This window comes from Ruegeria sp. AF7, from assembly GCF_056541885.1.
This window is the reverse complement of the sequence record NZ_JBQFYX010000007.1, coordinates 33117-54746: the sequence shown is the minus strand read 5'-3', so window position 1 is coordinate 54746 and position 21630 is coordinate 33117. Positions and strand designations below refer to the sequence as shown.

The window sequence follows — 21630 nt, the reverse complement described above, 5'->3', positions numbered from 1 at the left end:
AGCCATGCTTGACGCAAGCCCAACCAAGACCGTCACCTTCAACCTGAACGGCGATGACGTCACTGTGCCCGAGGGCACCACGATCTGGGAAGCAGCCAATGGCCGGGGCCTGGTGATCCCGCACCTGTGCCACAAGCCTGCACCGGGATACCGCCCCGATGGCAACTGTCGCGCCTGCATGGTCGAGGTGGAGGGCGAGCGCACCCTGGTCGCCTCGTGCATCCGCCCGGCGGCCGATGGGATGGTGGTCAAGACCGACACCGACCGCGCCGAGAAATCGCGCGCCGTGGTGATGGAACTACTGGTGGCCGATCAGCCCGAGCAGCCGCATGACGTATCCAGCCATTTCTGGGATATGGCCAAGCTGAACGATGTCAGCGACAGCCGTTTTCCTGCGAAAGAGGCCGAGAAAATCCCGCTTCTGGATGACAGCCATGTGGCGATGCGTGTCAATCTGGATGCGTGTATCAACTGCAACCTTTGTGTTCGGGCCTGCCGCGAAGTGCAGGTGAATGACGTGATTGGCATGGCCGGTCGCGGTCATACCGCGCAGGTGGTGTTCGACCAGAACGACCCGATGGGCGCGTCAACTTGCGTGGCCTGTGGTGAATGTGTTCAGGCCTGCCCGACCGGTGCGCTGATGCCGGCCACCGTGCTGGACGATCAGCAGCAGGGGGACAGCAAGGACTACGACAGCGAAACCGAAAGCGTTTGCCCCTTCTGCGGCGTGGGCTGCAAGGTGTCGCTGAAGGTCAAGGACGGCAAGGTGAAGTATGTCGAGGGCATCAACGGCCCCGCAAACGAAGGTCGTTTGTGCGTCAAAGGTCGCTTTGGCTTTGACTACATCCACCACCCGCACCGCCTGACCAAACCGCTGATCCGGCGCGAGGATGCGCCCGCCAAGGGGCTGAACGTTGATCCGGGCGATCTGTCGACCCATTTCCGCGAGGCAACCTGGGAAGAGGCGATGGACTTGGCCGCGACCAAGCTGATGACCCTGCGCGCCGAAGACCCACGTTCGGTTGCGGGCTTCGGTTCGGCCAAGTGCACCAACGAAGAGGCGTATCTGTTCCAGAAGTTCATCCGTCAGGGCTTCAAGCACAACAACGTCGATCACTGCACCCGTCTGTGCCACGCTTCATCCGTTGCGGCGCTGATCGAGAATGTGGGTTCGGGCGCGGTGACGGCGACCTTTAACGAGATCGAAAACGCCGATGTGGCGATCATCATCGGTTCGAACCCGATCGAGAACCACCCTGTCGCGGCGACCTATTTCAAGCAGTTCGCCAAGCGTGGCGGCAAACTGATCGTTATGGACCCCCGTGGCGTTGGTATGCGCAAGTTCGCGGATGAAATGCTGCAGTTCCGTCCGGGGGCGGATGTCTCGATGCTCAACGCGATCATGAACGTGATCGTTGAGGAAGAGTTGTATGACAGCCAGTACATCCACCGCTGGACAGAGAACTGGGAGGCCGAGAAAGAGCACCTGCGCCAGTTCTCGCCCGAGGCGATGGCTCCGATCTGTGGCATCGAACCGGATCAACTGCGCCGCGTGGCCCGCACTTTTGCGCAGGCCAAGGCTGGCCTGATTTTTTGGGGTATGGGTGTCAGCCAGCACATCCACGGCACCGACAACTCTCGCTGCCTGATTTCGCTGGCTCTGATGACCGGCAACGTCGGTAAGCCTGGTGCGGGTCTGCACCCGCTGCGCGGTCAGAACAACGTGCAGGGGGCGTCTGATGCAGGCCTGATCCCGATGTTCCTGCCGGACTACAAGACGGTCACGGATGACAGCATTCGGGCGCAGTTTACGGATGTCTGGGACTCGGATGATTTCTCGAATGAAAAGGGCCTGACTGTCACCGAAATCATCGACCAGATTTACGCGCGCAATATCAAGGGGATGTATATTTTGGGTGAGAATCCAGCCATGTCTGACCCGGATGTGAATCATGCGCGCGAGGCCTTGGCCAAGCTGGATCTGATGATCGTCCAGGATATCTTCCTGACCGAAACGGCGAACTATGCCGACATCATCCTGCCAGCCTCGGCGCTGTATGAGAAGAATGGCACCGTGTCGAACACCAACCGGCAGGTGCAGCGGGTGCGTCCGGCTGTGGCACCTCCGGGGGAAGCGCGTGAGGATTGGGCGATCACCGTCGATCTGGCGCAACGCATCGGGCTGAATTGGGACTACACGGATGTGTCTCAGGTCTTCAACGAGATGAAGCTGACGATGGAGTCCCTGGACAACATCACCTGGGAACGGCTTGAGACTGAGTCGATCACTTATCCGTCGCTCAGCGAAACCGATCCGGGCCAATCCATCGTGTTCGGGGATGGTTTCCCCCGCTCGGGCGGTAAGGCGAAGTTCACCCCCGCCAGCGTCATTCCGCCGGATGAGGCCCCGGACGAGGAATACCCGATGATCGCCACCACTGGCCGTCAGCTGGAACATTGGCACACTGGCTCAATGACCCGCCGGTCCAACGTTCTTGACGCGGTGGAGCCCGAGGCAAACTGTTCGATGAATCCACGTACGCTCAAGCTGATGGGCATCGAGCCGGGCGACATGATCCGCCTGACCACACGCCGTGGTTCGATTGAGATCATGGTCCGCGCGGACCGGGCGATTGCCGAGGATATGGTGTTCATCCCGTTTGCCTATGTTGAGGCGGCGGCGAACATCCTGACAAACTCAGCCATCGACCCTTATGGCAAAATCCCCGAGTTCAAATTCTCGGCCATACGCGTCGAGAAGATCGAAGGCGCAGTTGCGGCTGAGTAAACCCAAAACATATCAAGCAAAGAAGGCGGCCAGACGGGTCGCCTTTTTCTTTTCTTGACAGGCGCTTGCGCTCAACCAACCCTGTTCGGGAATATGATGGAGGAGTTGCTAATGGCCCGTCGTTTCGTCGATCTGTCCGTTCCGTTGGAAACCGGGATCGTGTCTGACCCGCCAATCATGTTGCCGCATATCGAATATCTGACCCATGATCAGACGGCAGAACAGGTCATATCTTTCTTTCCGGGTCTGGAACGGCAAGACCTGCCGAACGGTGAAGGGTGGGCCATCGAATGGTTGCAGATCGCGACCCACAACGGCACGCATCTGGATGCGCCGTATCACCATCATTCCACGATGAACAAAGGTGAACGGGCGATAACCATCGACGAAGTGCCGTTGGAATGGTGCATGAACCCTGGCGTCAAGCTGGACTTTCGACACTTCGAGGATGGGTATGTTGTTACCGCGGCAGATGTCGAAGCCGAATTGAAGCGCATCGGCCACGAGCTTTGCCCCTTGGATATCGTCGTGGTCAACACTGCGGCAGGGACACGTTATGGCGCGCCGGACTATCTGGTCAAAGGATGTGGAATGGGGCGCGAGGCGACGCTTTATCTGACGGAACGTGGCGTGCGTGTCACCGGCACCGACGCCTGGAGCTGGGATGCACCGTTTCCGCTCACCGCTCAGGAATACGCTGAGACCCGAGATCCATCTATTATCTGGGAAGGACACCGCGCGTCGATGGATATCGGGTATTGCCACTTGGAAAAGCTGACCAATCTGGAAGATTTGCCGCCCACCGGGTTCGAGATTTCCTGTTTCCCCTTCAAGATAAAAGGGGCCTCTGCGGGATTTGTCCGGGCCGTGGCAATACTTGACGATGAAGACGCACAGTAAAGGGGGCCAAATGCAGCCGACTTCGACACCTCCTGGCGGGCATGATGGCCCGTATGCCGCGCCTGTGGAAATTCGCGGCTTTGAAGTACGGCCCGAATGGATCGACTATAACGGCCATATGAATGTCGGGTTTTACGGTGTCGCCTTTGACATGGCGTTGGAAAAGCTGATGGTTGACCATCTCGGGTTGGGCGAGGTGCAGGTCAAGGCGTTGGGGCAGGGGCCTTACATCCTGCAGTCTCATCTGCATTTCGTGAAGGAGGTCAAAGACAGTTCATGGTTTTATTTCAGGTTCCGAATGCTGGATGCTGACAGCAAGAGAGGACATTATTTCGCGCAGATGCTTTTGTCAGAAACTGACGAGATTTGCGCGACGCAAGAGGCGCTTTTCATGAATGTCAGCCACAGCACCGGGCGCTCCGAGCCCTATCCGGATTGGGCTGCGGCACGTCTTGCGCAAATGGTGGATGATCACAAATCTCTGGAACCGGCTTCGCAGGTCGGCCAACCGATAGGAATTCGCCGAAATTAGTTTCCGGGGTCGGACGCGATTCTAATAGTCCTTTGAAAAGAACACTCCGATGCCCGTTTCGCCACGACCGTCAACCGTGCCCTTGACCGAGAAATTGTCGGTGACATCAAGGTTCAGGTTCACCTCGGTATTGCCTTCGGTATTGACGGTAAAGTCGGTATAGAGGTTTTCACCCAGATAGGCCCCAGCGCCCAGTCGGCCCGCGCCACCTTCTGACGCACCGACATCAATCGTATCAACACCGGTAGAATCACGTAGTCCCTTGGTCGCGTCCCCGCCAGCACCGCTGAGTTGCGCCAGCGATGCGGCCATCTGCGCAATCAGGAACGGCGAGATTTCCGAGAACCTGTTCCCAAAGAGCAGCATCGCCAGTGCCTCTTCCGCCGGGCGTTCGGGATCGGAAAACACGTTGACCTCCGGTGAATCAAGCGGCCCTGCGATTTCGATGGTCGCGGTTCCGTCCGAGGTGCTGGCGGAGGATTCAAATTCGATGTAGGGCGTCAAGTCACCCTGTAGGGTCACGATACCTTTGGTGAGGGCTAGCCTGCGGCCCAGAATATCGAAATTACCACGGATCAATTCAACCTGACCTGACGGGACAACCGAGGTCGTGGTGCCACCAATGGAAATCCGGCCACCCAGCTCGGCATTTACACCGCGCCCCCGTACGAACACGGCTTTGGGCGCCAGCAAGTTGATGTCCAGCGCTATTCTGGATGTGCGTTGGCCCTTGTCTTCGGTAGCCACCAGACCTGCGCGCTCGCGCGTGATGAAACTGGCACCGCTTTCGTTGACATGCTGTATCTCGGGGATTGGTGCGGCACCTACAGCCCCCGAAGCCGCAGCGAGGTTGATATTGGTCTCACCAAAGGTGATCTGCCCGGCCAGCGAACTGTTCCCGGCTAAGGCGCCGGTCATGGCAATCTGGCCATTCAAAGTCGTCTCATACAAAAGCCGATCGGTCAGGACGAGGTTGTCGATTGTTGTCGTGATCTGCGCGTTGAACGGGGGCGTCAGATCGACAGGTCCATTTACGGTAAAGCCACCACCGGCCCGCACACCGCCGTTCAGTTTGATGGTTGCACGGCTTTGCGCCAGATCCACCTGTCCGTTGATCCCGGTGATGGTCTGACCCGCGCCGGGAAGTGCTAGGGATGTTCCCGAGGTGGTAATCGACCCGCTTAGGGACGCCAGATCAGCCGGGCCTTTGAGGGCCAGATCAAAACGCGCGGATCCTTCAATTTTTCTGGGTGTAATAAAGGCATTCGCAATCCCCAGGTTTACGCCACCCTGCGCAGAAATATCAGCATTGCTGCTGGTTTCATCAAATGTTCCTGCAACAGTGCTGACGATGTCCGCGGGACCTTGTGCCTTGGCGTCGATGGTCCAAACGCCACTGTCCCGCTTTGCATTGCCCGCAGCGGTAAGGGTGCCGGGAAACTCTGGCACAAACCTTTCGATGCGGTTGAACTTGGCATCAAAGTCCAGATCGGCGGATCCATTTGTGTCCACCGTACCGGCCACTTTGGCATAAGAACTCTCTGGCCCAAGCAAGTGAGCGGTTCCTTCGAGCCCGGACTGTGTCGGAGCGACGTTGCCGTCCAGTTTCAGAGGCCCGGAGAGTGATTTTGACAGCCGCCCCAGATCATCCAGTGCTGCGGAAAAGGTCACTCCGCCCGCATCGCGATCCAGTTTGCCGGATGCATCCGCAGAAAGGGCGGTGCCGATCAGTTGGAATGTGCGAATGTTCAGACCGGCCTCGTCGTTCACCGCATCCACGGTCAGGTTCGTTCGCCCCGGGATCAGGGTGTCAACCGCGTTGATGCCGGACTTGATGTCATCGGCAGCCAAGTTGCCTTTGACGTCAAATACCCTGCTGCCAACCGTACCTTTGCCAGCGACGTCCGCTATGACCGAGCCTGCAATATCTCGCCCGGCAAGGCCTGAAAAAGGTGACAGGTCCGGGACGTTCAGACTAACCTTTCCGTCCACGGCCAGTGCATCCGTCGGATCGTCAATTGTTGCAGTGGCGCTTGCCACAAGGGCTGGACCTTTGATCACCGCGTCGCGGATTTCAATCTGCTTCTGGCTCAGCGCGCCATCGAATGTGATCTCGGTCCGACCGACCAACAGCGGGTCAATCTCGGGCAGGCCCGTTTTGATATCCCGGCTCATCACGCTGGCGGTGCCATCAAATTCGAGCGTCTGAACAGTGCCTTTGCCGTCCAGTTTCGCCTGTACCGCACCGCCAAGCTCACGTTTGGCGAGGCCCGAGAACACGGAAAGATCACGTGCGTTGACTGTTGCTTGCCCGTCAATCGTCACGTTGCCGTCAGGGGTGGTAACCGTGCCATCAGCCTGCGCGCGCAGAGTGTCGCCGATCAGAGTAAAATTACGGATTGTTACGCCATCTGCTCCGCGTTTGGCGTCCAGCGCGATTGTTGTGTTGCCCCGGATCACCGGGTCAATGTCGTCGCGCCCTGTGGAAAGATCGCGCCCCTCGACCTCAAGCTTGCCATCGAAGCTGCCTTCAAGCGGTGAACCCTGGCCCGTCAGCCGGGCAGAGGCCTGACCGCCCAACTCCATTTGCGCCAGGCCCGAGAACCGTGCCAGATCGGTCGCCTGCAATGTCGCGGCACCATTGACGGCCAAACCACTGGACAAGCCGCTGATCTCGGCGTCAACGCCCAGTTCGTAGTCCGAGCCGACCATCTCGACCCCGGACAGGTTCAACGTCTGATCCCTGCCATACTGGAACGTACCGTCCAGCGTAATGCGGTCGCCAACGGCGGTGTTCAGGGCATCGTCAGCCAGGTCGATACCATCCAAAGCTGCCTGCAAATCACCGTCGATCCGCAAAACGTCACCCTGTTCCAAGGTCCCTTGCGCCGTAATCTGCGCGCGTTGCAGGTTCAGGGTGTCGGATTTTATGGCGTTTGCGGTCAGGCTCAGATCCCAGAGATTGCCGTTTTTCTCATCAAACAACGCAGAGACCTGAGCAGCCTCTATCGATGTGTCGCCACCTGATAACGGAAGGACGACGCTTTGCCCCTCTGGCGGCGTAATGCGCCCTTGCAGGGCCGCCAGTTGCAGCCGACCGCCCGGCGCCAGTTGCAGCGCCCCTTTCAGGTTCAGTGCCTGAGAACTGAGTTCCAGATCACTGATATCCAATGCTCCTTCAGGCAGGGTACGCCCATCCACGATCAACTGCGTTTTGGGGCCGAAAAACGTATCCATATTCTCGGCGACAAAGGGCGTCAGGTCACCGCCCAGATCTGCGGTAAAGGCGATGCCCTCCTCCGCGCTAGCCGCGGCTGTTGGGGCAGAACGCAAACGAACCTGCCCGGTCACTCGTGGCTGCCCATCACTGCTCAGGCCGATATCGGCCGTAAAATCTGTCACCGGCCCGGACCCTTTTGCGGTCAATCCGATCGGAGGGCTGTCCGGCATTTTCAAGGCGGTCGAGATCAGACCCCCCGCAGCTTCGGTGACCTGAAGGTCAAGATCGATCTGGCTGTCGGAGTTCCGAAAGCCCGCAGCCAAAGAGATTTCATCACCGGCCCGATCCAGTCGGGTGATGTCCAGTTTGGTGTCCAACGTGCCGTCGGCCAGCGACAGGTTGCCATTGACGGCCAGTTCCGCCGCGACACCGATCAATGGTTTGCCCAATGCCAGTTCGCCAATACGGATTTCGCCGATTTCGATGGCCACGGGCAGTTCAGGCAGTTGAAAAGCCTGAGTCTCGGCAGAAGGGGACGGTGTGTCCTTGGTCGTGGTGCCCGGTGCGCGGGCGACGTCGATTTCCTGCGCGGTCAGCGCGTTTACCGAGAACCGCCCGCGGATCAGCGCCAACCGGTTCCAATCCAGTTCCGCTTCCCGGATGGTCAGCCAGACCCCTTCATCATCAGCCACCGTGATCTCGGCAATGGTGGCGCGTGAACTCAGTGCGCCTTGCAGGCCCTTGACGGTAACATTCTGATCGTCGCCCGACAGAGTGTCCTGTAGGAACCGCTCGATCATGCTGCCGCCTTCGTCCTCCTGCGCGGGGCCGGCTACTGGCACAAGCATCAGCGTGCCAATCAGCAGAGGGTATGAAAGGTACCGTCTCAAAACGCTTGCCCGATCCCGATATAGAACTGCAGACCGTCGCCGCTGGACCCGCTTACCGGGAAGGCCAGGTCAAACCGCAGGGGTCCGAAACCGCCCAGATCATATCTTACGCCGATACCAGCCCCTGCATGATCTTCCGCGCCACTTCCTATGAAGGAAGAGGTATCGACGACACCGTAGTCGTAAAACCCGACCAGCGACAGGGACTCTGTCACCTTGCCCCGGATTTCACCTGAAAGTCCAAGGAACGATTTGCCGCCTGCGACACCGGTCCCGACAGGGATGCCAAGGCTTTCATAGGGTTGCCCGCGCACGGTTCCCGCGCCACCGGAAAAGAACAGAAAATCAGGTGTAACGCCACTCGCAGGTGGGCCAATGACCGATCCAAGCTGCGCCCGCCCGGCCAGCACCACCCTGCCGCCGGTTCCAAGGCTGGTATAGACCCGCCCGTCGACAAACAGGCGAATGCCTGTATCGGTGCCGGAAAAGCCAACGAAAGGCATGACTTCGGTATCCAGATAAAAGCCGCGCGTGGCGCTGACTTTGCTGTCGCGCTCATCCCATTCCGAGCGGAAGGGCAGGATAAAGTACCTAAACTTTCGGCCATTTCCATAGGCGTCGTCAGCATCTGACCACTGTAATCCAGCCGAGGCTTCGGCATACAGCGTGTCCGAGAATGTGCGGCGCGCACCATATGCCACAGACGCAACCGAAACATTGTAGTTTTCGGTGTTGCGGCGCTCCAGCAACGCGTTCCAGAAAGTATTGTCGTCCGGACCCAGACGATCGGGCTGATCCAGGCGCAATCCGATCCGCCCATCAAGATCTTCGGAACCACCGATATTTCGTATCGCGGCTTCAAACCGCAGACGCTCCGCGCGTTTGAACATGTTGCGATGCATCCAGGTGGCGGTCACATCGACACCGTCGCGCGAGGCCAGCTCGAGCCCAAAGGTCAGCTGACGCTTTGGCAGGTCTTCGAATGTGGCGTCGAAATCCAGTGTGCCGTCGGGGTTTGCTGTCTCATGTTCCTGCAATGACACGACGTTGAACGTGCCGGTGCGGCGTAAACGTGTTCCAACCTTCTGGATTTTTTCTGGTGAGTAAACTTCTCCGCTTGGGAAACCGGCGATTTTTTCGATGGACCGGTGGCGCACATCCGTGTCGCCCTTGATGAACATTCTGCCAAACGTCAACCTGCGCCCCGGGTCCAGATCAATCTGCGCATCCAGACGGGCCTGCGCGTGGCGGGCGATAATGGTCTGATCCTCAATTTTCGCTTTTGCATGGCCCGCATTCCGCCACCCCTGCACACCGTTCGAGCCTGCTTTTTGAATGGCTCCGGTCGTTGCCAACTTGCCGGGGGCGAAACCTTCGGGCAGAACGGTGCCAGACGCCAGGGGCTGAACAATGGCCGTGCCGAATTTGAAGCTTGGTCCGGTTTCAACGGTAATTGCGGCCCTGTTGATCTGTGTTGGCACAGTCAAAGAGCTCAACTCAGCGGCTTCCTGCCCGTCAAGCTTGATGCTGACAACCGGGCTGAAATACCCTTCATCATACAAGATCTGTACAAGCGTGCGGTAATCCGACAAGGCGGCAGACAGGATCTCAAGTGGCGTATCCAAGCCCCGCTCTTTCGCTGTTGTAACCGATGATGTCTTTTTCAGGCGTTCAACCAGTTCCTTCGAAGCGCCCGGCGCCGTCAGAGAGGTTTCCAGCGCCATCAGAGCAGTCGGGGTCAGTGAAATGACAATGGCACTCAGCCAGAACTTCAAACGGCCTTGCGGCGTGCGCCCTTGCATGAATTGCCCCAATTGTCCCAGTTCCAAATCTCAGCTACCGTGTCACGGACGGTCTTATAGTGTCAGGTTAGAACATCTGAATGCTATTGGGAAAAGGGATAAACGCGGGATCGGGTAATTTTGGTCAAATTGTCCCGGTTTGTGCCGACACATCGTATTGCGCATCTAGATTGGCAGACTGGAATTGCCGCGTTGCAGGCGATAGTCAACCGTATGCAACAAATGTCCGGGCCGGCCTTTGGTCTTGGCCAGTGCAATTCACTAGGCAAACGGGCGGTTCTTCGGTATTCCCAGTATATTGCCAACGGGTATCAAAAAAAACCGAAAAAATGTCCTATCTCGACAACATCCGAACCTTTGTCAGGGTTTACGATCTGGGCAGCATGTCTGCGGCCGGGCGGGATCTTAGGATTTCGCCAGCGGTGACATCGGCGCGAATATCGCAGCTTGAGGACCATCTGAGTGTACGTCTGTTCCAGCGCACCACACGCAACCTGTCCCCGACAGAGCAGGGAAAGGCATTCTATCCCGGTGCGGTGGCGGTTCTGGATGCGGTGGACGAGGCCGAGGCTCAGGTCACACATCTGACCGAGGCACCGCGCGGGTCGTTGTTCGTGGCGTCTCCACTGGGGGTGGGGAGGCGATTGCTGGCTCCACATGTGCCCGAGTTTCTTGCGGAATACCCCGAGATTGATGTCCGGTTGCGCCTGACGGATCGCTCGGTTGATCTGACGACGGAAGGTCTGGATCTGGCGTTTTTCATTGGCCAGCCCGAAGACAGCACGTTGCGTATTCGCAAGATTGCCGACTGCCAGCGTGTACTGTGCACTGCGCCAGACTATGTGGCGCGGCGCGGTATGCCTAAGACCGGGGCTGACCTGATTGCCGACAAGCATGAATGCCTGAACCTGCGCTTTCCGGGTGCGACCGAGTTTCAGTGGATGCTGGTCACACCCGATGGTCCGAAACGATTTGCCGTATCCGGGCGGTTCGAATGTGATGATGGGGATGTTCTGACGGATTGGGCGTTGTCCGGTCAAGGCATTGCAATGAAGCCGGTTTTCGAGGTGGCCGAGCATCTGAAATCCGGCCGCCTCGTACCGGTTGCGACGGAAACTCCGCCTGTTTCAGTTCAGATGGCCTGCCTATACACGCATCGGCGCCATCAGGATCCAAAGGCACGCCTGTTCATGGATTTCATGATTGAACGGATCAGTAAGGTGGTCCGTGTTACAGAATACCCTGTCGCGGGGCCTAAACCATAGACACCGACCCGACGGGGTATACGAAGGTAAGTCCGGTCACGGCGCGGCCATCAGGCGAGCCACGTCCAGCATGCGGGCCGAAAAGCCCCATTCGTTGTCGTACCAGCCGAAAACGCGCACCTGATTTTCACCGACCATGCGGGTTTCCGGCCCGGCAATGACCAGCGATTCCGGGCGCGCCCGCAGATCGGACGAGACCAGCGGCATATCTGTCCAACCCAAAACCGGTGACGCGACAATAGCCTGACGCATAGCGTGATCAAAATCCTCGGCCCTCATGCCGCGTTCCAACGTGACCACGAGGTCGACCGCCGAAACGCTGGCTGTCGGGACGCGAACTGCGGCGCCCGAGATGCGCCCGGCCAGATGTGGAAGGACCACGTCGATCAAGTGTGTGGCGCTGGACGTTGTCGGAACCATGGACAGCGCACCAGCCCGCGACCGGGCAAGGTCGCCGCGCGGGGCGTCAACCATGGGTTGGCTGTTGGTATAGCAATGGATAGTTGTCATATGGCCTGACAAAACACCGCCAATGTGGTCCAGCACTTTGACCAGTGGTGCCAGCCCATTGGTTGTGCAGGAGGCGTTCGATACGATCCGGGCGCTGCCCAACTGATCTTCGTTCGCCCCCAAAACGACGGTTAAGTCGGCCGCAGGTGAAGGGCCCGAGATCAGGACCTTGCTGGCGCCCGCAGATAACCCGCGACGCGCCACGTCGGATGTGCGCGCGACCCCAGTACAATCCAGCATTACGTCTACGCCAGACAAGTCAACGCGTGTCAGATCGGCACTGTGGGTCATAGGAACAGAGCGTCCATCCACGATCAGCGTAGCATCGCCCTGTGACACATCGCCGGGATAGGGGCCGAAGGTGCTGTCGTATTTGAACAGGTAAGCACAGGTCTCCAGCGGCGCGATGTCATTGATCAGCACCAGCTCGATATCCGACCCTTTGGGCAGGGCCAGAACCTGCCGCAGGATCGTGCGGCCAATGCGGCCGAATCCGTTTATCGCGAGTTTCATGCGCAAGCTATGGCAGGGCGTCGGGTCGATCTCAATGCCTGATCAGCAACAGCTTACTTGCACCTGACCTGAGAAAAGAACTGACCCGAGATATTCTGGTACATGCTGTTGAAGATCACCTTGCAGCCCGTCGCTTGTTGAATGGCAGCAATAGCTTGCGTTGTCCGAAGGCGTGGGGGCGGGCCGAATGGGTTCAGGTTGTTGTTGTCGCGTGTGGCGCGATAAATGACCGGTTCGTCTGCGACCTGTGTCACAGCCCAGTTGCGGCTCATGACGAAGACGGATTTGGTCTCTTCCCCCGCAATGGCGGGTGCGGTGTGCAGGATTGCAGAGGTAGAGAGTGTGGCAACGGCTATCAGGGCAAGGCGCAGTTTCATGGACAAATCTCCAATGCTCAAAACAAGAAGTTACCTGGATTTCAGCAAATTCCGACCCTTGTGTGAAGCCCCGGGGCAAAAGATCACTGCGATTTCCAGCCAGCCCAGCGTTTAGCGGCGCGACAGGGACAGGGGCATATGCCGGTTGACGTCCTTGTAAAGCAGATACCTGAACCGGCCCGGCCCCCCTGCGTAACAGGCTTGCGGGCAAAAAGCGCGTAGCCACATGTAGTCTCCGGCCTCAACTTCGACCCAATCCTGATTGAGGCGATAGACCGCTTTCCCTTCCAAAACATAAAGCCCGTGTTCCATCACATGGGTTTCGGCGAAGGGAATGACCCCGCCCGGTTCGAAATTGACGATGTTCACATGCATGTCATGGCGCAGGTCCTGCGGGTCAGCGAACCGCGTGGTGGACCATCGGCCGTCTGTGCCCGGCATTTCGACAGGCGTCACATCGCGTTCGTTGGTGATGATCGGGTCTGGCGCGGACAACCCGGGAACGGCCTCATAGGCTTTGCGGACCCAGTGGAACCGGGCTGCCGTCTGGCCAGTGTTCCGCAATGTCCAGTCGCTGCCGGCGGGGATATAGGCGTATCCGCCTGTCTCCAACACATGGTTTTCCGAGTTCAGCGTCAAAGTGACTGTTCCTTCGACGACAAAAAGCACTGCCTGTGCTTGCGCGTCTGTCTCTGGCTGATCGCTGCCGCCGCCGGGCTGCACTTCCATGATGTATTGCGAGAACGTTTCGGCAAATCCGCTGAGCGGGCGTGAAAGAACCCACAGGCGTGTTCCTTCCCAGAACGGCAGATAGCTGGTGACAATGTCGCGCATCGTACCTTTGGGAATGACCGCATACGCGTCTGTGAACATGGCGCGGTCGGTCAGCAACTGGTTCTGGCCGGGGTGGCCGCCGGTCGGGGCGAAGTAGGTCGGATGGGTCATTTGTGTGCCTCGGGATCGTTTGAATGGCACTATGGGGACAAAGGCGCGGCGCTATTAGGTCCTGACACGCGATAGGTTTGTTCGGGATATTTTGAAGGTCGGCACCCCGGGGCTTGGCCCTGCTGAAACAGAGGTATATCCTTGGTCGTAAATGATTTCAGTTCTGTGAGGCCACAATGAAAGCCCAGTTTTTACCCGTCATTGCCGCGTGTGGCGCCCTATTGATGACCGGTTCCGCCGGCGCCAAGTCACTCTCCCGAATCATAGCTGAGATGGGGCTGTCCCCGGCAGACTTTGAAGTGGTCAGTGAAACCTCGAATGCCCTTTTGAACAATGGCACGCCCTCCGTAGGGCAGGAACGGTTCTGGCAAAACGACGAGACCGGCTCAAAAGGAACGATCCGGGTGCAAAACGTTCAGGGCAACTGCGTCGGCCTTCAGCATGTCATCCAGCCGGAAGGCAGCGATCAAAGCCGCGAGATCAGAACCCGCCGGTGCAATGACGGTAACGGAAACTGGATCCTGACGCCCTGATCTCTGACTTGGTTATCAGTACCCCAGATCGCGACTGACTTCGTGCAACAGGGGATCGCCGGACCTGAGCCTATGGTAGTTCTCAGCCACATCCGACAGTGCGTCCCCCAGATACCAGCCCGAGACATGCGGTGTGATCGTCACAGAAGGGTGCCGCCACAAGGGACTGTCTTTTGGCAGCGGTTCCTGTGACGTGACGTCCAACACGGCATGGCCCGGTGAGCCGTTATCCAGCGCCGCGATCAGCGCCGCCTCGTCAATCAGGTTTCCGCGTCCGGCGTTCAGCAACTGACTGCCCGGCTTCATCGCGGCCAGCGTCTGTGCGTCAAACAAACCCGCGGTTTGCGGCGTCGAAGGAAGGATGGCACAGACGTGATCACATTGCCCCAATAGCCGAGGCAGCGCGTCTTGCCCATGCAGGCAGGTGACACCATCGATGGACTTTGGTGAGCGGCTCCAGCCCATGACCTGAAACCCGACGGCATGTAACATGCGGGCAGTGCGGGCCCCTATATGGCCCAGACCCAGAACGCCCACAACCGTATCAGGTGTGAAGATAGGTGCGCGCGGCAACCATTCGGCGCGGCTCTGGGATGCCTCGTGAAAAACCATATGGCGCTGAGCGCGCAGAATATAGGCCAGAAACCATTCGGCAATGCCCTGCGCAGGCGCGTCTGGCTTCAATCGCGCTACACGGATATGCGGAGGCAGGTCCGGATGGCCAACTATGGTCTCAACCCCGGCCCCCAGCTTCTGAACCAGTTTCAGGTTGGGCAACTTCGCCGGGTGATTGCTTTGCATGCTGACCACTGCAAGCATCGTAATGTCGTTGGGGTCGCCCAGCGTTCCGGGTGTGCGGATGTCTGCACCGGGCGCTAAGGCTTGTAGTGAGGTGGCGATTTCCTCATCCCCAATCCAGTCCGACAACCCGGTTTCAATCAACAACGCCATATGCGACCCCACTTGGATGTGATGTGGTGACGTCCCGTCACAGCGGTGGACAGGATCAGGTCTGTTAAGCCATCCTCGTGCCTAAAAGTACAGCCCGGTTTCATAACCCGAAAAGGACAGTTTCGTGAAGATACCACTCACCTCGTGCAAGGGAAACCACGTTACTTCGCAACCGGTTACCGGTATGAGTGAGCCGAGGCACACAACGCAGCGAATGACCAGAGGGGACTGATGGCAGGGCTCGACTTCACGGATCAGACCTATTTTCATCAGCGCGAGGATGGGGCGTTTGTAGGACATGATCCTGCACGCGGTCCGTGGTCTGCCGATCATTGCCACGCAGGGCCGGTCAGCGGGTTGATAGTGCGGGCAGCGGAAACTGAGGTTGGCCCCGAAAAGATGCTGACCCGCCTGACAGTTGACCTGTTGCGCCCTCTGCCCTTGGCCGGGTTGCGGGTTGCCGCAGAAACCACGCGCCATACCAAGACGCTGGCGACCACACGGGTTACGGTGCATGATCTGGATGACACACTCTGCGCCACGGCCACCACCATGCATCTGGTGCGGCGCGATCTGGGCGTGGTGGCAAACGTCGAAACCAGCGCGCCACAGTTGGAAGACGCGGTAGAAGGTCCTTTTCCAATCGGCGAGATTCGTCACGATTTGAAGGGGTTTGCCCACTACAGTGACATCCTTTATCCCATAGACGGCAAACAGGGGGCCGGACCCAAAACGGTCTGGATGCGCACCCCAAAGCTGTTGAGCGGCGAAGATCAGTCGCCCATTCAGGCACTGTGCCCGTTGGCGGATTGCGGCAATGGTATCTCGTGGAATGCTCCGACGTCGGAGATGGGGTTCATGAACACCGATCTGACCGTGAATATCCACCGCGAACCAGTGTCAGATTGGCTGGCGTCCAGTTCGGTTTCACATTGGCAACCTACGGGCATCGGCATGTCTCAGTCCGTGCTTTTCGACACGCATGGCCCTGTAGGGACGGCCCTGCAAACACTGGTGCTGTTCCCACCAGTCTGAAAGTCGGCTGGTTTTCGCGTGAGAGTGTTAAGGCCGTTGTCACCGTGTCCCGTCAGACCTATCTTGCGCATATGCGCTGGCTCTTCACCGTCATGACCTGTTGCCTGCCGATCCCGGCCCTGCCTCACCCGCATGTCTTTATCGACACCGGGCTGGAGTTCATCGTGGACGAGGCCGGTCACCTGACCCATATCCGGGTGACGTGGGCATATGACGAATTCTACTCTCTGCTTGTTCTGGAAGACATGAATCTGGATCAGGATGCTGACGGCATTCTGACGGAAAACGAAGAAAAACGTCTGAGCGGGTTCGATATGCAATGGGTCGAGGGGTACAACGGCGACCTCGTGCTCACCAAAGACGGCGCACTGGTGGCTCTGTCCGGTCCAATGGAGCCCAGTGCGACAACGGAAGACGGGCGGATTGTAACCACCCATTTGCGGGTGGTCGAAGGCGACGCAATACTTGCCACAGGGCTTTCCGCCAAGGCATTTGATGAGTCCTTCTATACGGCCTATGAGATAACGCGCCCTGTAACTGTGACAGGCCCAGCTTTATGCCAGATGGATCGTAACGAACCCGACACAGATGGGCAGCTTGCACAGATGCAGGCGTTTCTGTTGACACTGGACGCGGATTACGACCTTGAGGAAAACGATATTCCCTTGGTTGGTGAGAGCTTTGCGACTGAGATCCTTGTTTCATGTCCCGTTTCCTGATTGTTCCGGTCGCTCTGGCCTTTGGTTTGCTGCTTTGGTTCTGGGGCAGCGGTGGGTTTGACAGTCTGGCAGGTTGGGCTGCCGGAGAGCAGCGGGACTTTCAGAACCAGATCGCACGGTCCCTGCGTGCCGCGCGCGCGGAACAGCCTCAGGCGGTGGCCACGCTTCTGACCGTCTGTTTCGCCTACGGGTTCTTTCATGCTGTGGGTCCGGGCCACGGGAAGGTTTTGATAGGGGGCTACGGTTTGGGTCGGCGTGTCGCCTTCTGGCGGTTGTCGGCGATCAGTGTATTGTCCAGCCTTGGTCAGGCGGTGACGGCGGTTGTGCTGGTCTACGCGGGGGTACTGGTCTTTCAGATGTCCCGCGAAAGCCTAGTTGGGACGACCGAACAGGTGATGGCTCCGATCAGCTACGGGGCCATTGCGTTGATTGGGCTTTGGCTGGTTGTACGGGCTGTGCGCAATTTCGCACGACAGCAAAAAAAGCATGTCTCTAACGATCACACCCATCGGCACCATCATGATGAGGGAGCCTGTGCGGAGTGCGGTCATCGTCATGGTCCAACCGCGGACGAGGTCGCAAATGTGGGCACGTTGCGCGAAGCCCTGATCCTGATCGCAGGCATAGCAGCGCGGCCTTGTACCGGTGCCTTGTTTGTACTGATCCTGACGTGGCAAATGGGCATCGCCATGGTAGGGATCGCGGGTGCTTTCGCCATGGCGCTTGGCACGGCGACTGTGACTACGCTGGTCGGGTGGACGTCTTTTGGTCTGCGCGGCGGGCTGCTGGCTTCGGCTTCGGCCACGCGCTTTGCGTCGGTTCTGGCACCCTCCATCGAACTGGTGGCGGGACTTGTCATTGCGGTGATTGCAGGCGGGTTGCTTCTGCGCGCGGTTTAGATCAGTCGAACACCGGGTCCGGATATCCGACCCGCGCCAGATACAGCCCGTGCGGCGGACACACCGGCCCGCAGGCAGCGCGGTCGGCGGCTTCCAAAGCCTCACGCACATCTTCCGGGGTCCACGCTCCGGCGCCCACACGTTCCAACGTTCCGACGAAACTGCGTACCTGATTGTGCAGGAACGACCGGGCGCGCACGTGGAAATGAACCTCGGGGCCGGAAAAGCCCTCCACCCGTTCAACGCGCAGTTCATCAAGGGTTTTGACCGGGCTGGCCGCCTGACAGATCGACGACCGGAACGTAGTGAAATCATGCCGACCCAGCAGCATGTTTGCGCCTTCCTGCATGGCGTCGACATTCAGCTGGTGGCTAATCTGCCAGACCTGTCCCCGGTCGTGGGTTGCGGGCGCTCGGCGCATCAGGATGCGGAACAGATATTGCCGTTCAACCGCTGAAAACCGCGCGTGCCAATCCTCGGTCACGGGGGCGGCCTTTACGATGGCCACTGGGAGAGGCTTGAGGTGATAGTTCAGCGCCTCAGACAGGCGGAACGGGTCCCATTCCTTTGCCAAGTCGCAATGGGCAACCTGTCCCAGGGCGTGAACGCCGGCGTCCGTGCGCCCCGCTGCAGCAATCGTATGCGTACCCGGTTGAATGCGGGACAGGGCCTGTTCGATGGCACCTTGCACCGACGGCTGATCCTTTTGCCGCTGCCATCCGGCAAAGGGTTCCCCCTGGTATTCGATTTTCAACGCGTATCTGGGCATGTGCCGCTGGTACAGCGCGGCGCAGGATCGGGCAAGGGGGCGAAAGCGCTGGTATGTGTCGCAACCGCTACCTATCTTGGGCAAAAGGAAAATTGCGGGGCGGCGGATTGGTCATCTCTTCACTGGCAGACAGTCTTGCACGTGGCGTCGAAAGTATCAGCGACAGCGTGTCCGAGACATTTTTCGAGCCGGTCATCCGTTTGGGTGTCACCGGGCTGGCACGATCCGGCAAAACAGTATTCATCACTTCGTTGGTTGCCAATCTGTTGGATCGGGGCCGTATGACCGGGCTTGTTGCGCAGCAGGAGGGGCGGATCAATGCCGCCTTTCTGCAACCCCAGCCGGATGACACTGTGCCCCGGTTCGATTATGAATCGCACTTGTCTGCCCTGACGGGACCGACACCGCACTGGCCAGACAGCACGCGTGCGGTGTCTGAATTGCGTTTGTCCTTCAAGGCCCGTCCCGCCGGGCTGCTTGCCGGGCTGCAGGGGCCGCGCACGGTCCATTTGGATATCGTCGATTACCCCGGCGAATGGCTGCTGGATCTGGCCTTGCTGGACAAATCTTACGCAGACTGGTCTCAGGAAACTCTGGCACGGATCGAGACCCGTGCGGAGGCTGCCGCGTATCTGGCGCTGGTCCAAAATACAGACCCGTCGGTAGGGCACGACGAACCTGCCGCACAAGCTCTGGCCGCGTCGTTCACCGCCTATCTCAACGCAGCGCGCGATGCCGGGTTTTACGACTGTACGCCGGGACGTTTCCTTCTGCCGGGTGATCTGGCGGGATCTCCGGTTCTGACCTTTGCACCGTTGGCAATCACTGGCCCGTCGCGGCGCAGGACTCTTCAGCGCGAGATGGAACGTCGCTTCGAAGCTTATAAATCTCAGGTCGTGAAACCGTTTTTTCGGGATCACTTCTCGCGGATTGACCGGCAGGTGGTTCTGATTGACGCGCTGGGCGCAATTCACAAAGGTCCTCAGGCCGTTGAAGATATGCGCCGCGCGATGGCTGAGATCCTGTCGGCTTTTCGTCCGGGACGGAACGCATGGCTGAGCCAGCTTTTGTTGGGCAAAAAGGTCGAGCGCATCCTGTTTGCAGCGACAAAAGCGGACCACCTGCACCACACGCAGCATCCCCGCCTGACCGCGATTATCGAAGCTTTGACGCGCGAGGCACGCGATCGTGCGAATTTCGCCGGGGCCCGAACTGCGGCCCTGTCTCTGGCCTCGCTGCGTGCAACGACCGAAGAGATACGCAGCCATGGCGGAACCGAACTGCCATGCGTGCGTGGCACTTTGTTGGACAGCGGCAAACAGGCTGCTTTTTATCCCGGACAATTGCCCGAGGATCCAGCGCATCTGTTGGGTCCGGCGCGAAATGGGGCGGAGAGCTGGTTGAACGAAGACTATGGGTTCATGGCTTTTGCCCCGGCAATACTAACCCTGAAACCTGGTGACGGCCCCCCGCATATTCGACTGGATCGTGCGGCGCAGTTCCTGATCGGAGACAGATTGTGATCGCGACGCTGCGTCCCGCACACACCACAGATGCCGGCACAATCGGTACGATCCTGCACGGCTTTGCTTTGGAAAACGACTGGATACCCAAATTGCACAGCTGTGCTGAAACCATCGCCTTTTGCGGCCGGATGATTGATCAGGACTGGGTCACTGTGGCCGAGGCCGAGACAGGCGTGGTAGGGTTTATGGCTCTGAATGGGGGTGAAATCCATTCACTTTATCTGGATGCGCAAGCTCGGGGGCAGGGGATTGGTCAGCAATTGCTGGATCACGCGAAATCATGCCAGCGGCGGCTGGGCTTATACGCGTTTCAGGATAATTCCCGTGCCTGTCGGTTCTATGAGCGAAACGGCTTTGTCGAGGTGGCGCGCAGCGATGGGGCAGAAAACGATGAAAACCTGCCGGACATAAGGTTTGTCTGGCACAGCAGGGATACGACAAATGGCTAAAGGTCCGGTTCTGATCGATCTTGACGATGATGAACCCGCTGCTGATGTCGCGCAGGCAAAACCGGTGCCGGATACTGTGCCGCCTCAGGGGCAGGCGATGCAAAGCGCGGCCCGACTGGCGGCCCGCAAACCCTCGGCCCTTGCGCGCTGGTTCTGGGGGCTTGCGCTTTCCGTAGTCGGGGCGGCCATATCGGTGGCCGCCTGGGATTTTGCAACCTCTCTGGTGGCGCGGACGCCCGTTCTGGGTTGGATCGTTGCCGGACTGTTGGCTGCATTGGTTCTGGTGGTGGTGATCATCGCGCTGCGCGAGCTCGCGGCTTTGGGGCGGTTGTCCCGTGTTGATGGGATGCGCCGTGCTGCAGATACTGCACTGGCTGATGAAAACCTGGCTCAGGCGCGGGCCGTCACACACCGGATTATCGCATTCTACAAAGGGCGCGAGGATACCCGCTGGGGTCGCGAGCGATTGTCCGAGCGTATGGATGAACAGTTCGATGCCGAGGCGCTTTTAAACCTTGCCGAGGATGAGCTGTTGGCCCCGCTCGACGCCGCCGCCAGCCGTGAGGTTGAGGCCGCAGCACGGCAGGTTGCCACCGTGACCGCTCTGGTCCCTCTGGCACTGGCGGATGTTGTAACGGCACTGGCCGCGTCCCTGCGGATGATCCGTCGCATTGCGGAAATCTACGGGGGGCGGGCTGGCACGTTGGGAAGCTGGCGTCTGACCCGTGCCGTCTTTGTGCAACTGGTCGCAACTGGGGCGGTGGCCGTTGGTGACGATCTGCTGGAACCTGTTCTGGGCGGATCCGTTCTCAGCAAATTGTCCCGACGGTTCGGAGAAGGTCTGGTCAACGGTGCGCTCAGCGCCCGAGTGGGCGTGGCCGCGATGGAGGTCTGCCGCCCGCTGCCATTCTCAAAACGCCACAAACCTTCCACGCGAGGCATCATTAAACGTGCCTTGCAGGGTCTGTTCTCCAAGGGTTGATCCCGAGCAAAGCGTCAGACCACAC

General features: G+C 58.9%; 18 protein-coding genes. 11 read left to right on the top strand and 7 right to left on the bottom strand.

The genetic code is table 11. The annotated features are described in order from the left end of the window. Positions 1 to 4: 4 nt before the first annotated feature. From fdhF to ACR0AP_RS13060, 3 genes are all read left to right on the top strand, one after another. Complete coding sequence (gene fdhF, locus ACR0AP_RS13070; RefSeq protein ID WP_480507074.1) at positions 5 to 2788, top strand: formate dehydrogenase subunit alpha; 2784 nt, start codon at positions 5 to 7, stop codon at positions 2786 to 2788. 111 nt (positions 2789 to 2899) lie between these two features. Continuing rightward, positions 2900 to 3688: a cyclase family protein gene (locus ACR0AP_RS13065; protein ID WP_480507073.1), complete on the top strand. Its 789-nt coding sequence runs from the start codon at positions 2900 to 2902 to the stop codon at positions 3686 to 3688. 10 nt (positions 3689 to 3698) lie between these two features. Continuing rightward, positions 3699 to 4220: a thioesterase family protein gene (locus tag ACR0AP_RS13060; protein WP_480507072.1), complete on the top strand. Its 522-nt coding sequence runs from the start codon at positions 3699 to 3701 to the stop codon at positions 4218 to 4220. Positions 4221 to 4241: 21 nt separating this feature from the next. On the opposite strand, the gene ACR0AP_RS13055 is transcribed toward ACR0AP_RS13060, so the two are convergent. Continuing rightward, positions 4242 to 8288 (bottom strand): translocation/assembly module TamB domain-containing protein, encoded by a 4047-nt coding sequence (locus tag ACR0AP_RS13055; RefSeq protein ID WP_480507071.1) that lies wholly within the window; start codon positions 8286 to 8288, stop codon positions 4242 to 4244. Between the two features lie 38 nt (positions 8289 to 8326). After that, a complete protein-coding gene (locus ACR0AP_RS13050; protein ID WP_480507070.1) occupies positions 8327 to 10132 on the bottom strand; it encodes an autotransporter assembly complex protein TamA in 1806 nt (601 codons plus the stop codon). 329 nt (positions 10133 to 10461) lie between these two features. On the opposite strand from ACR0AP_RS13050, the gene ACR0AP_RS13045 reads away from it, so the two are divergent. Next, complete coding sequence (locus ACR0AP_RS13045) at positions 10462 to 11397, top strand: LysR family transcriptional regulator (protein ID WP_480507069.1); 936 nt, start codon at positions 10462 to 10464, stop codon at positions 11395 to 11397. A gap of 36 nt (positions 11398 to 11433) precedes the next feature. Here ACR0AP_RS13045 and ACR0AP_RS13040 read toward each other — a convergent pair whose 3' ends face one another. The 3 genes from ACR0AP_RS13040 to ACR0AP_RS13030 all read right to left on the bottom strand — a co-directional run bounded on the left by ACR0AP_RS13040 (position 11434) and on the right by ACR0AP_RS13030 (position 13742). Continuing rightward, positions 11434 to 12420 carry a type I glyceraldehyde-3-phosphate dehydrogenase gene (locus ACR0AP_RS13040; RefSeq protein ID WP_480507068.1) on the bottom strand — a complete coding sequence of 329 codons (987 nt, stop codon included), beginning with the start codon at positions 12418 to 12420 and terminating at the stop codon, positions 11434 to 11436. Positions 12421 to 12473: 53 nt separating this feature from the next. Then, the gene (locus ACR0AP_RS13035) at positions 12474 to 12797 is read right to left on the bottom strand and encodes a hypothetical protein (RefSeq protein WP_267366558.1); all 324 of its coding nucleotides are present in this window, start codon (positions 12795 to 12797) and stop codon (positions 12474 to 12476) included. Between the two features lie 111 nt (positions 12798 to 12908). Next, positions 12909 to 13742: a bifunctional allantoicase/(S)-ureidoglycine aminohydrolase gene (locus ACR0AP_RS13030; RefSeq protein ID WP_480507067.1), complete on the bottom strand. Its 834-nt coding sequence runs from the start codon at positions 13740 to 13742 to the stop codon at positions 12909 to 12911. Between the two features lie 224 nt (positions 13743 to 13966). Here ACR0AP_RS13030 and ACR0AP_RS13025 point away from each other — a divergent pair, with 224 nt between their 5' ends. Next, a complete protein-coding gene (locus ACR0AP_RS13025) occupies positions 13967 to 14275 on the top strand; it encodes a hypothetical protein (protein ID WP_480507066.1) in 309 nt (102 codons plus the stop codon). 15 nt (positions 14276 to 14290) lie between these two features. Here ACR0AP_RS13025 and ACR0AP_RS13020 read toward each other — a convergent pair whose 3' ends face one another. After that, positions 14291 to 15226 (bottom strand): 2-hydroxyacid dehydrogenase, encoded by a 936-nt coding sequence (locus ACR0AP_RS13020; RefSeq protein ID WP_480488223.1) that lies wholly within the window; start codon positions 15224 to 15226, stop codon positions 14291 to 14293. A gap of 231 nt (positions 15227 to 15457) precedes the next feature. On the opposite strand from ACR0AP_RS13020, the gene ACR0AP_RS13015 reads away from it, so the two are divergent. The 3 genes from ACR0AP_RS13015 to ACR0AP_RS13005 are packed head-to-tail and all read left to right on the top strand — an operon-like array spanning position 15458 to position 17879. Then, positions 15458 to 16261, top strand: a complete 804-nt coding sequence (locus ACR0AP_RS13015) for a thioesterase family protein (RefSeq protein WP_480507065.1) — start codon at positions 15458 to 15460, stop codon at positions 16259 to 16261. Positions 16262 to 16305: 44 nt separating this feature from the next. Beyond that, positions 16306 to 16980 (top strand): DUF1007 family protein, encoded by a 675-nt coding sequence (locus ACR0AP_RS13010; RefSeq protein ID WP_480507064.1) that lies wholly within the window; start codon positions 16306 to 16308, stop codon positions 16978 to 16980. Continuing rightward, positions 16965 to 17879 (top strand): nickel/cobalt transporter, encoded by a 915-nt coding sequence (locus ACR0AP_RS13005; RefSeq protein WP_480507063.1) that lies wholly within the window; start codon positions 16965 to 16967, stop codon positions 17877 to 17879. Before ACR0AP_RS13010 ends, ACR0AP_RS13005 begins: the two co-directional genes overlap by 16 nt. Position 17880: 1 nt before the next feature. Here the strand turns inward: ACR0AP_RS13005 and truA are convergent, their stop codons facing one another. Continuing rightward, the gene (truA, locus tag ACR0AP_RS13000) at positions 17881 to 18648 is read right to left on the bottom strand and encodes a tRNA pseudouridine(38-40) synthase TruA (RefSeq protein WP_480507062.1); all 768 of its coding nucleotides are present in this window, start codon (positions 18646 to 18648) and stop codon (positions 17881 to 17883) included. 107 nt (positions 18649 to 18755) lie between these two features. Between truA and ACR0AP_RS12995 the strand changes: the two genes are divergently transcribed. The 3 genes from ACR0AP_RS12995 to ACR0AP_RS12985 are packed head-to-tail and all read left to right on the top strand — an operon-like array spanning position 18756 to position 21605. Next, positions 18756 to 20171 carry a YcjX family GTP-binding protein gene (locus ACR0AP_RS12995; RefSeq protein WP_480507061.1) on the top strand — a complete coding sequence of 472 codons (1416 nt, stop codon included), beginning with the start codon at positions 18756 to 18758 and terminating at the stop codon, positions 20169 to 20171. Continuing rightward, positions 20168 to 20623 carry a GNAT family N-acetyltransferase gene (locus tag ACR0AP_RS12990; protein WP_480507060.1) on the top strand — a complete coding sequence of 152 codons (456 nt, stop codon included), beginning with the start codon at positions 20168 to 20170 and terminating at the stop codon, positions 20621 to 20623. The genes ACR0AP_RS12995 and ACR0AP_RS12990 overlap by 4 nt, the downstream gene beginning before the upstream one ends. After that, entirely contained in the window at positions 20616 to 21605 is a 990-nt protein-coding gene (locus ACR0AP_RS12985) for a YcjF family protein (protein ID WP_480507059.1), read from the top strand. The genes ACR0AP_RS12990 and ACR0AP_RS12985 overlap by 8 nt, the downstream gene beginning before the upstream one ends. The last annotated feature ends 25 nt before the right edge of the window (positions 21606 to 21630 follow it).

What these genes read in the sequence shown, in the direction of transcription:
- fdhF (WP_480507074.1), top strand. Translation starts at nt 5, where the DNA reads ATGCTTGACGCAAGCCCAACCAAGACCGTCACCTTCAACCTGAACGGC.
- ACR0AP_RS13065 (WP_480507073.1), top strand. Translation starts at nt 2,900, where the DNA reads ATGGCCCGTCGTTTCGTCGATCTGTCCGTTCCGTTGGAAACCGGGATC.
- ACR0AP_RS13060 (WP_480507072.1), top strand. Translation starts at nt 3,699, where the DNA reads ATGCAGCCGACTTCGACACCTCCTGGCGGGCATGATGGCCCGTATGCC.
- ACR0AP_RS13055 (WP_480507071.1), bottom strand. Translation starts at nt 8,288, where the DNA reads ATGCTTGTGCCAGTAGCCGGCCCCGCGCAGGAGGACGAAGGCGGCAGC.
- ACR0AP_RS13050 (WP_480507070.1), bottom strand. Translation starts at nt 10,132, where the DNA reads ATGCAAGGGCGCACGCCGCAAGGCCGTTTGAAGTTCTGGCTGAGTGCC.
- ACR0AP_RS13045 (WP_480507069.1), top strand. Translation starts at nt 10,462, where the DNA reads ATGTCCTATCTCGACAACATCCGAACCTTTGTCAGGGTTTACGATCTG.
- ACR0AP_RS13040 (WP_480507068.1), bottom strand. Translation starts at nt 12,420, where the DNA reads ATGAAACTCGCGATAAACGGATTCGGCCGCATTGGCCGCACGATCCTG.
- ACR0AP_RS13035 (WP_267366558.1), bottom strand. Translation starts at nt 12,797, where the DNA reads ATGAAACTGCGCCTTGCCCTGATAGCCGTTGCCACACTCTCTACCTCT.
- ACR0AP_RS13030 (WP_480507067.1), bottom strand. Translation starts at nt 13,742, where the DNA reads ATGACCCATCCGACCTACTTCGCCCCGACCGGCGGCCACCCCGGCCAG.
- ACR0AP_RS13025 (WP_480507066.1), top strand. Translation starts at nt 13,967, where the DNA reads ATGACCGGTTCCGCCGGCGCCAAGTCACTCTCCCGAATCATAGCTGAG.
- ACR0AP_RS13020 (WP_480488223.1), bottom strand. Translation starts at nt 15,226, where the DNA reads ATGGCGTTGTTGATTGAAACCGGGTTGTCGGACTGGATTGGGGATGAG.
- ACR0AP_RS13015 (WP_480507065.1), top strand. Translation starts at nt 15,458, where the DNA reads ATGGCAGGGCTCGACTTCACGGATCAGACCTATTTTCATCAGCGCGAG.
- ACR0AP_RS13005 (WP_480507063.1), top strand. Translation starts at nt 16,965, where the DNA reads ATGTCCCGTTTCCTGATTGTTCCGGTCGCTCTGGCCTTTGGTTTGCTG.
- truA (WP_480507062.1), bottom strand. Translation starts at nt 18,648, where the DNA reads ATGCCCAGATACGCGTTGAAAATCGAATACCAGGGGGAACCCTTTGCC.
- ACR0AP_RS12985 (WP_480507059.1), top strand. Translation starts at nt 20,616, where the DNA reads ATGGCTAAAGGTCCGGTTCTGATCGATCTTGACGATGATGAACCCGCT.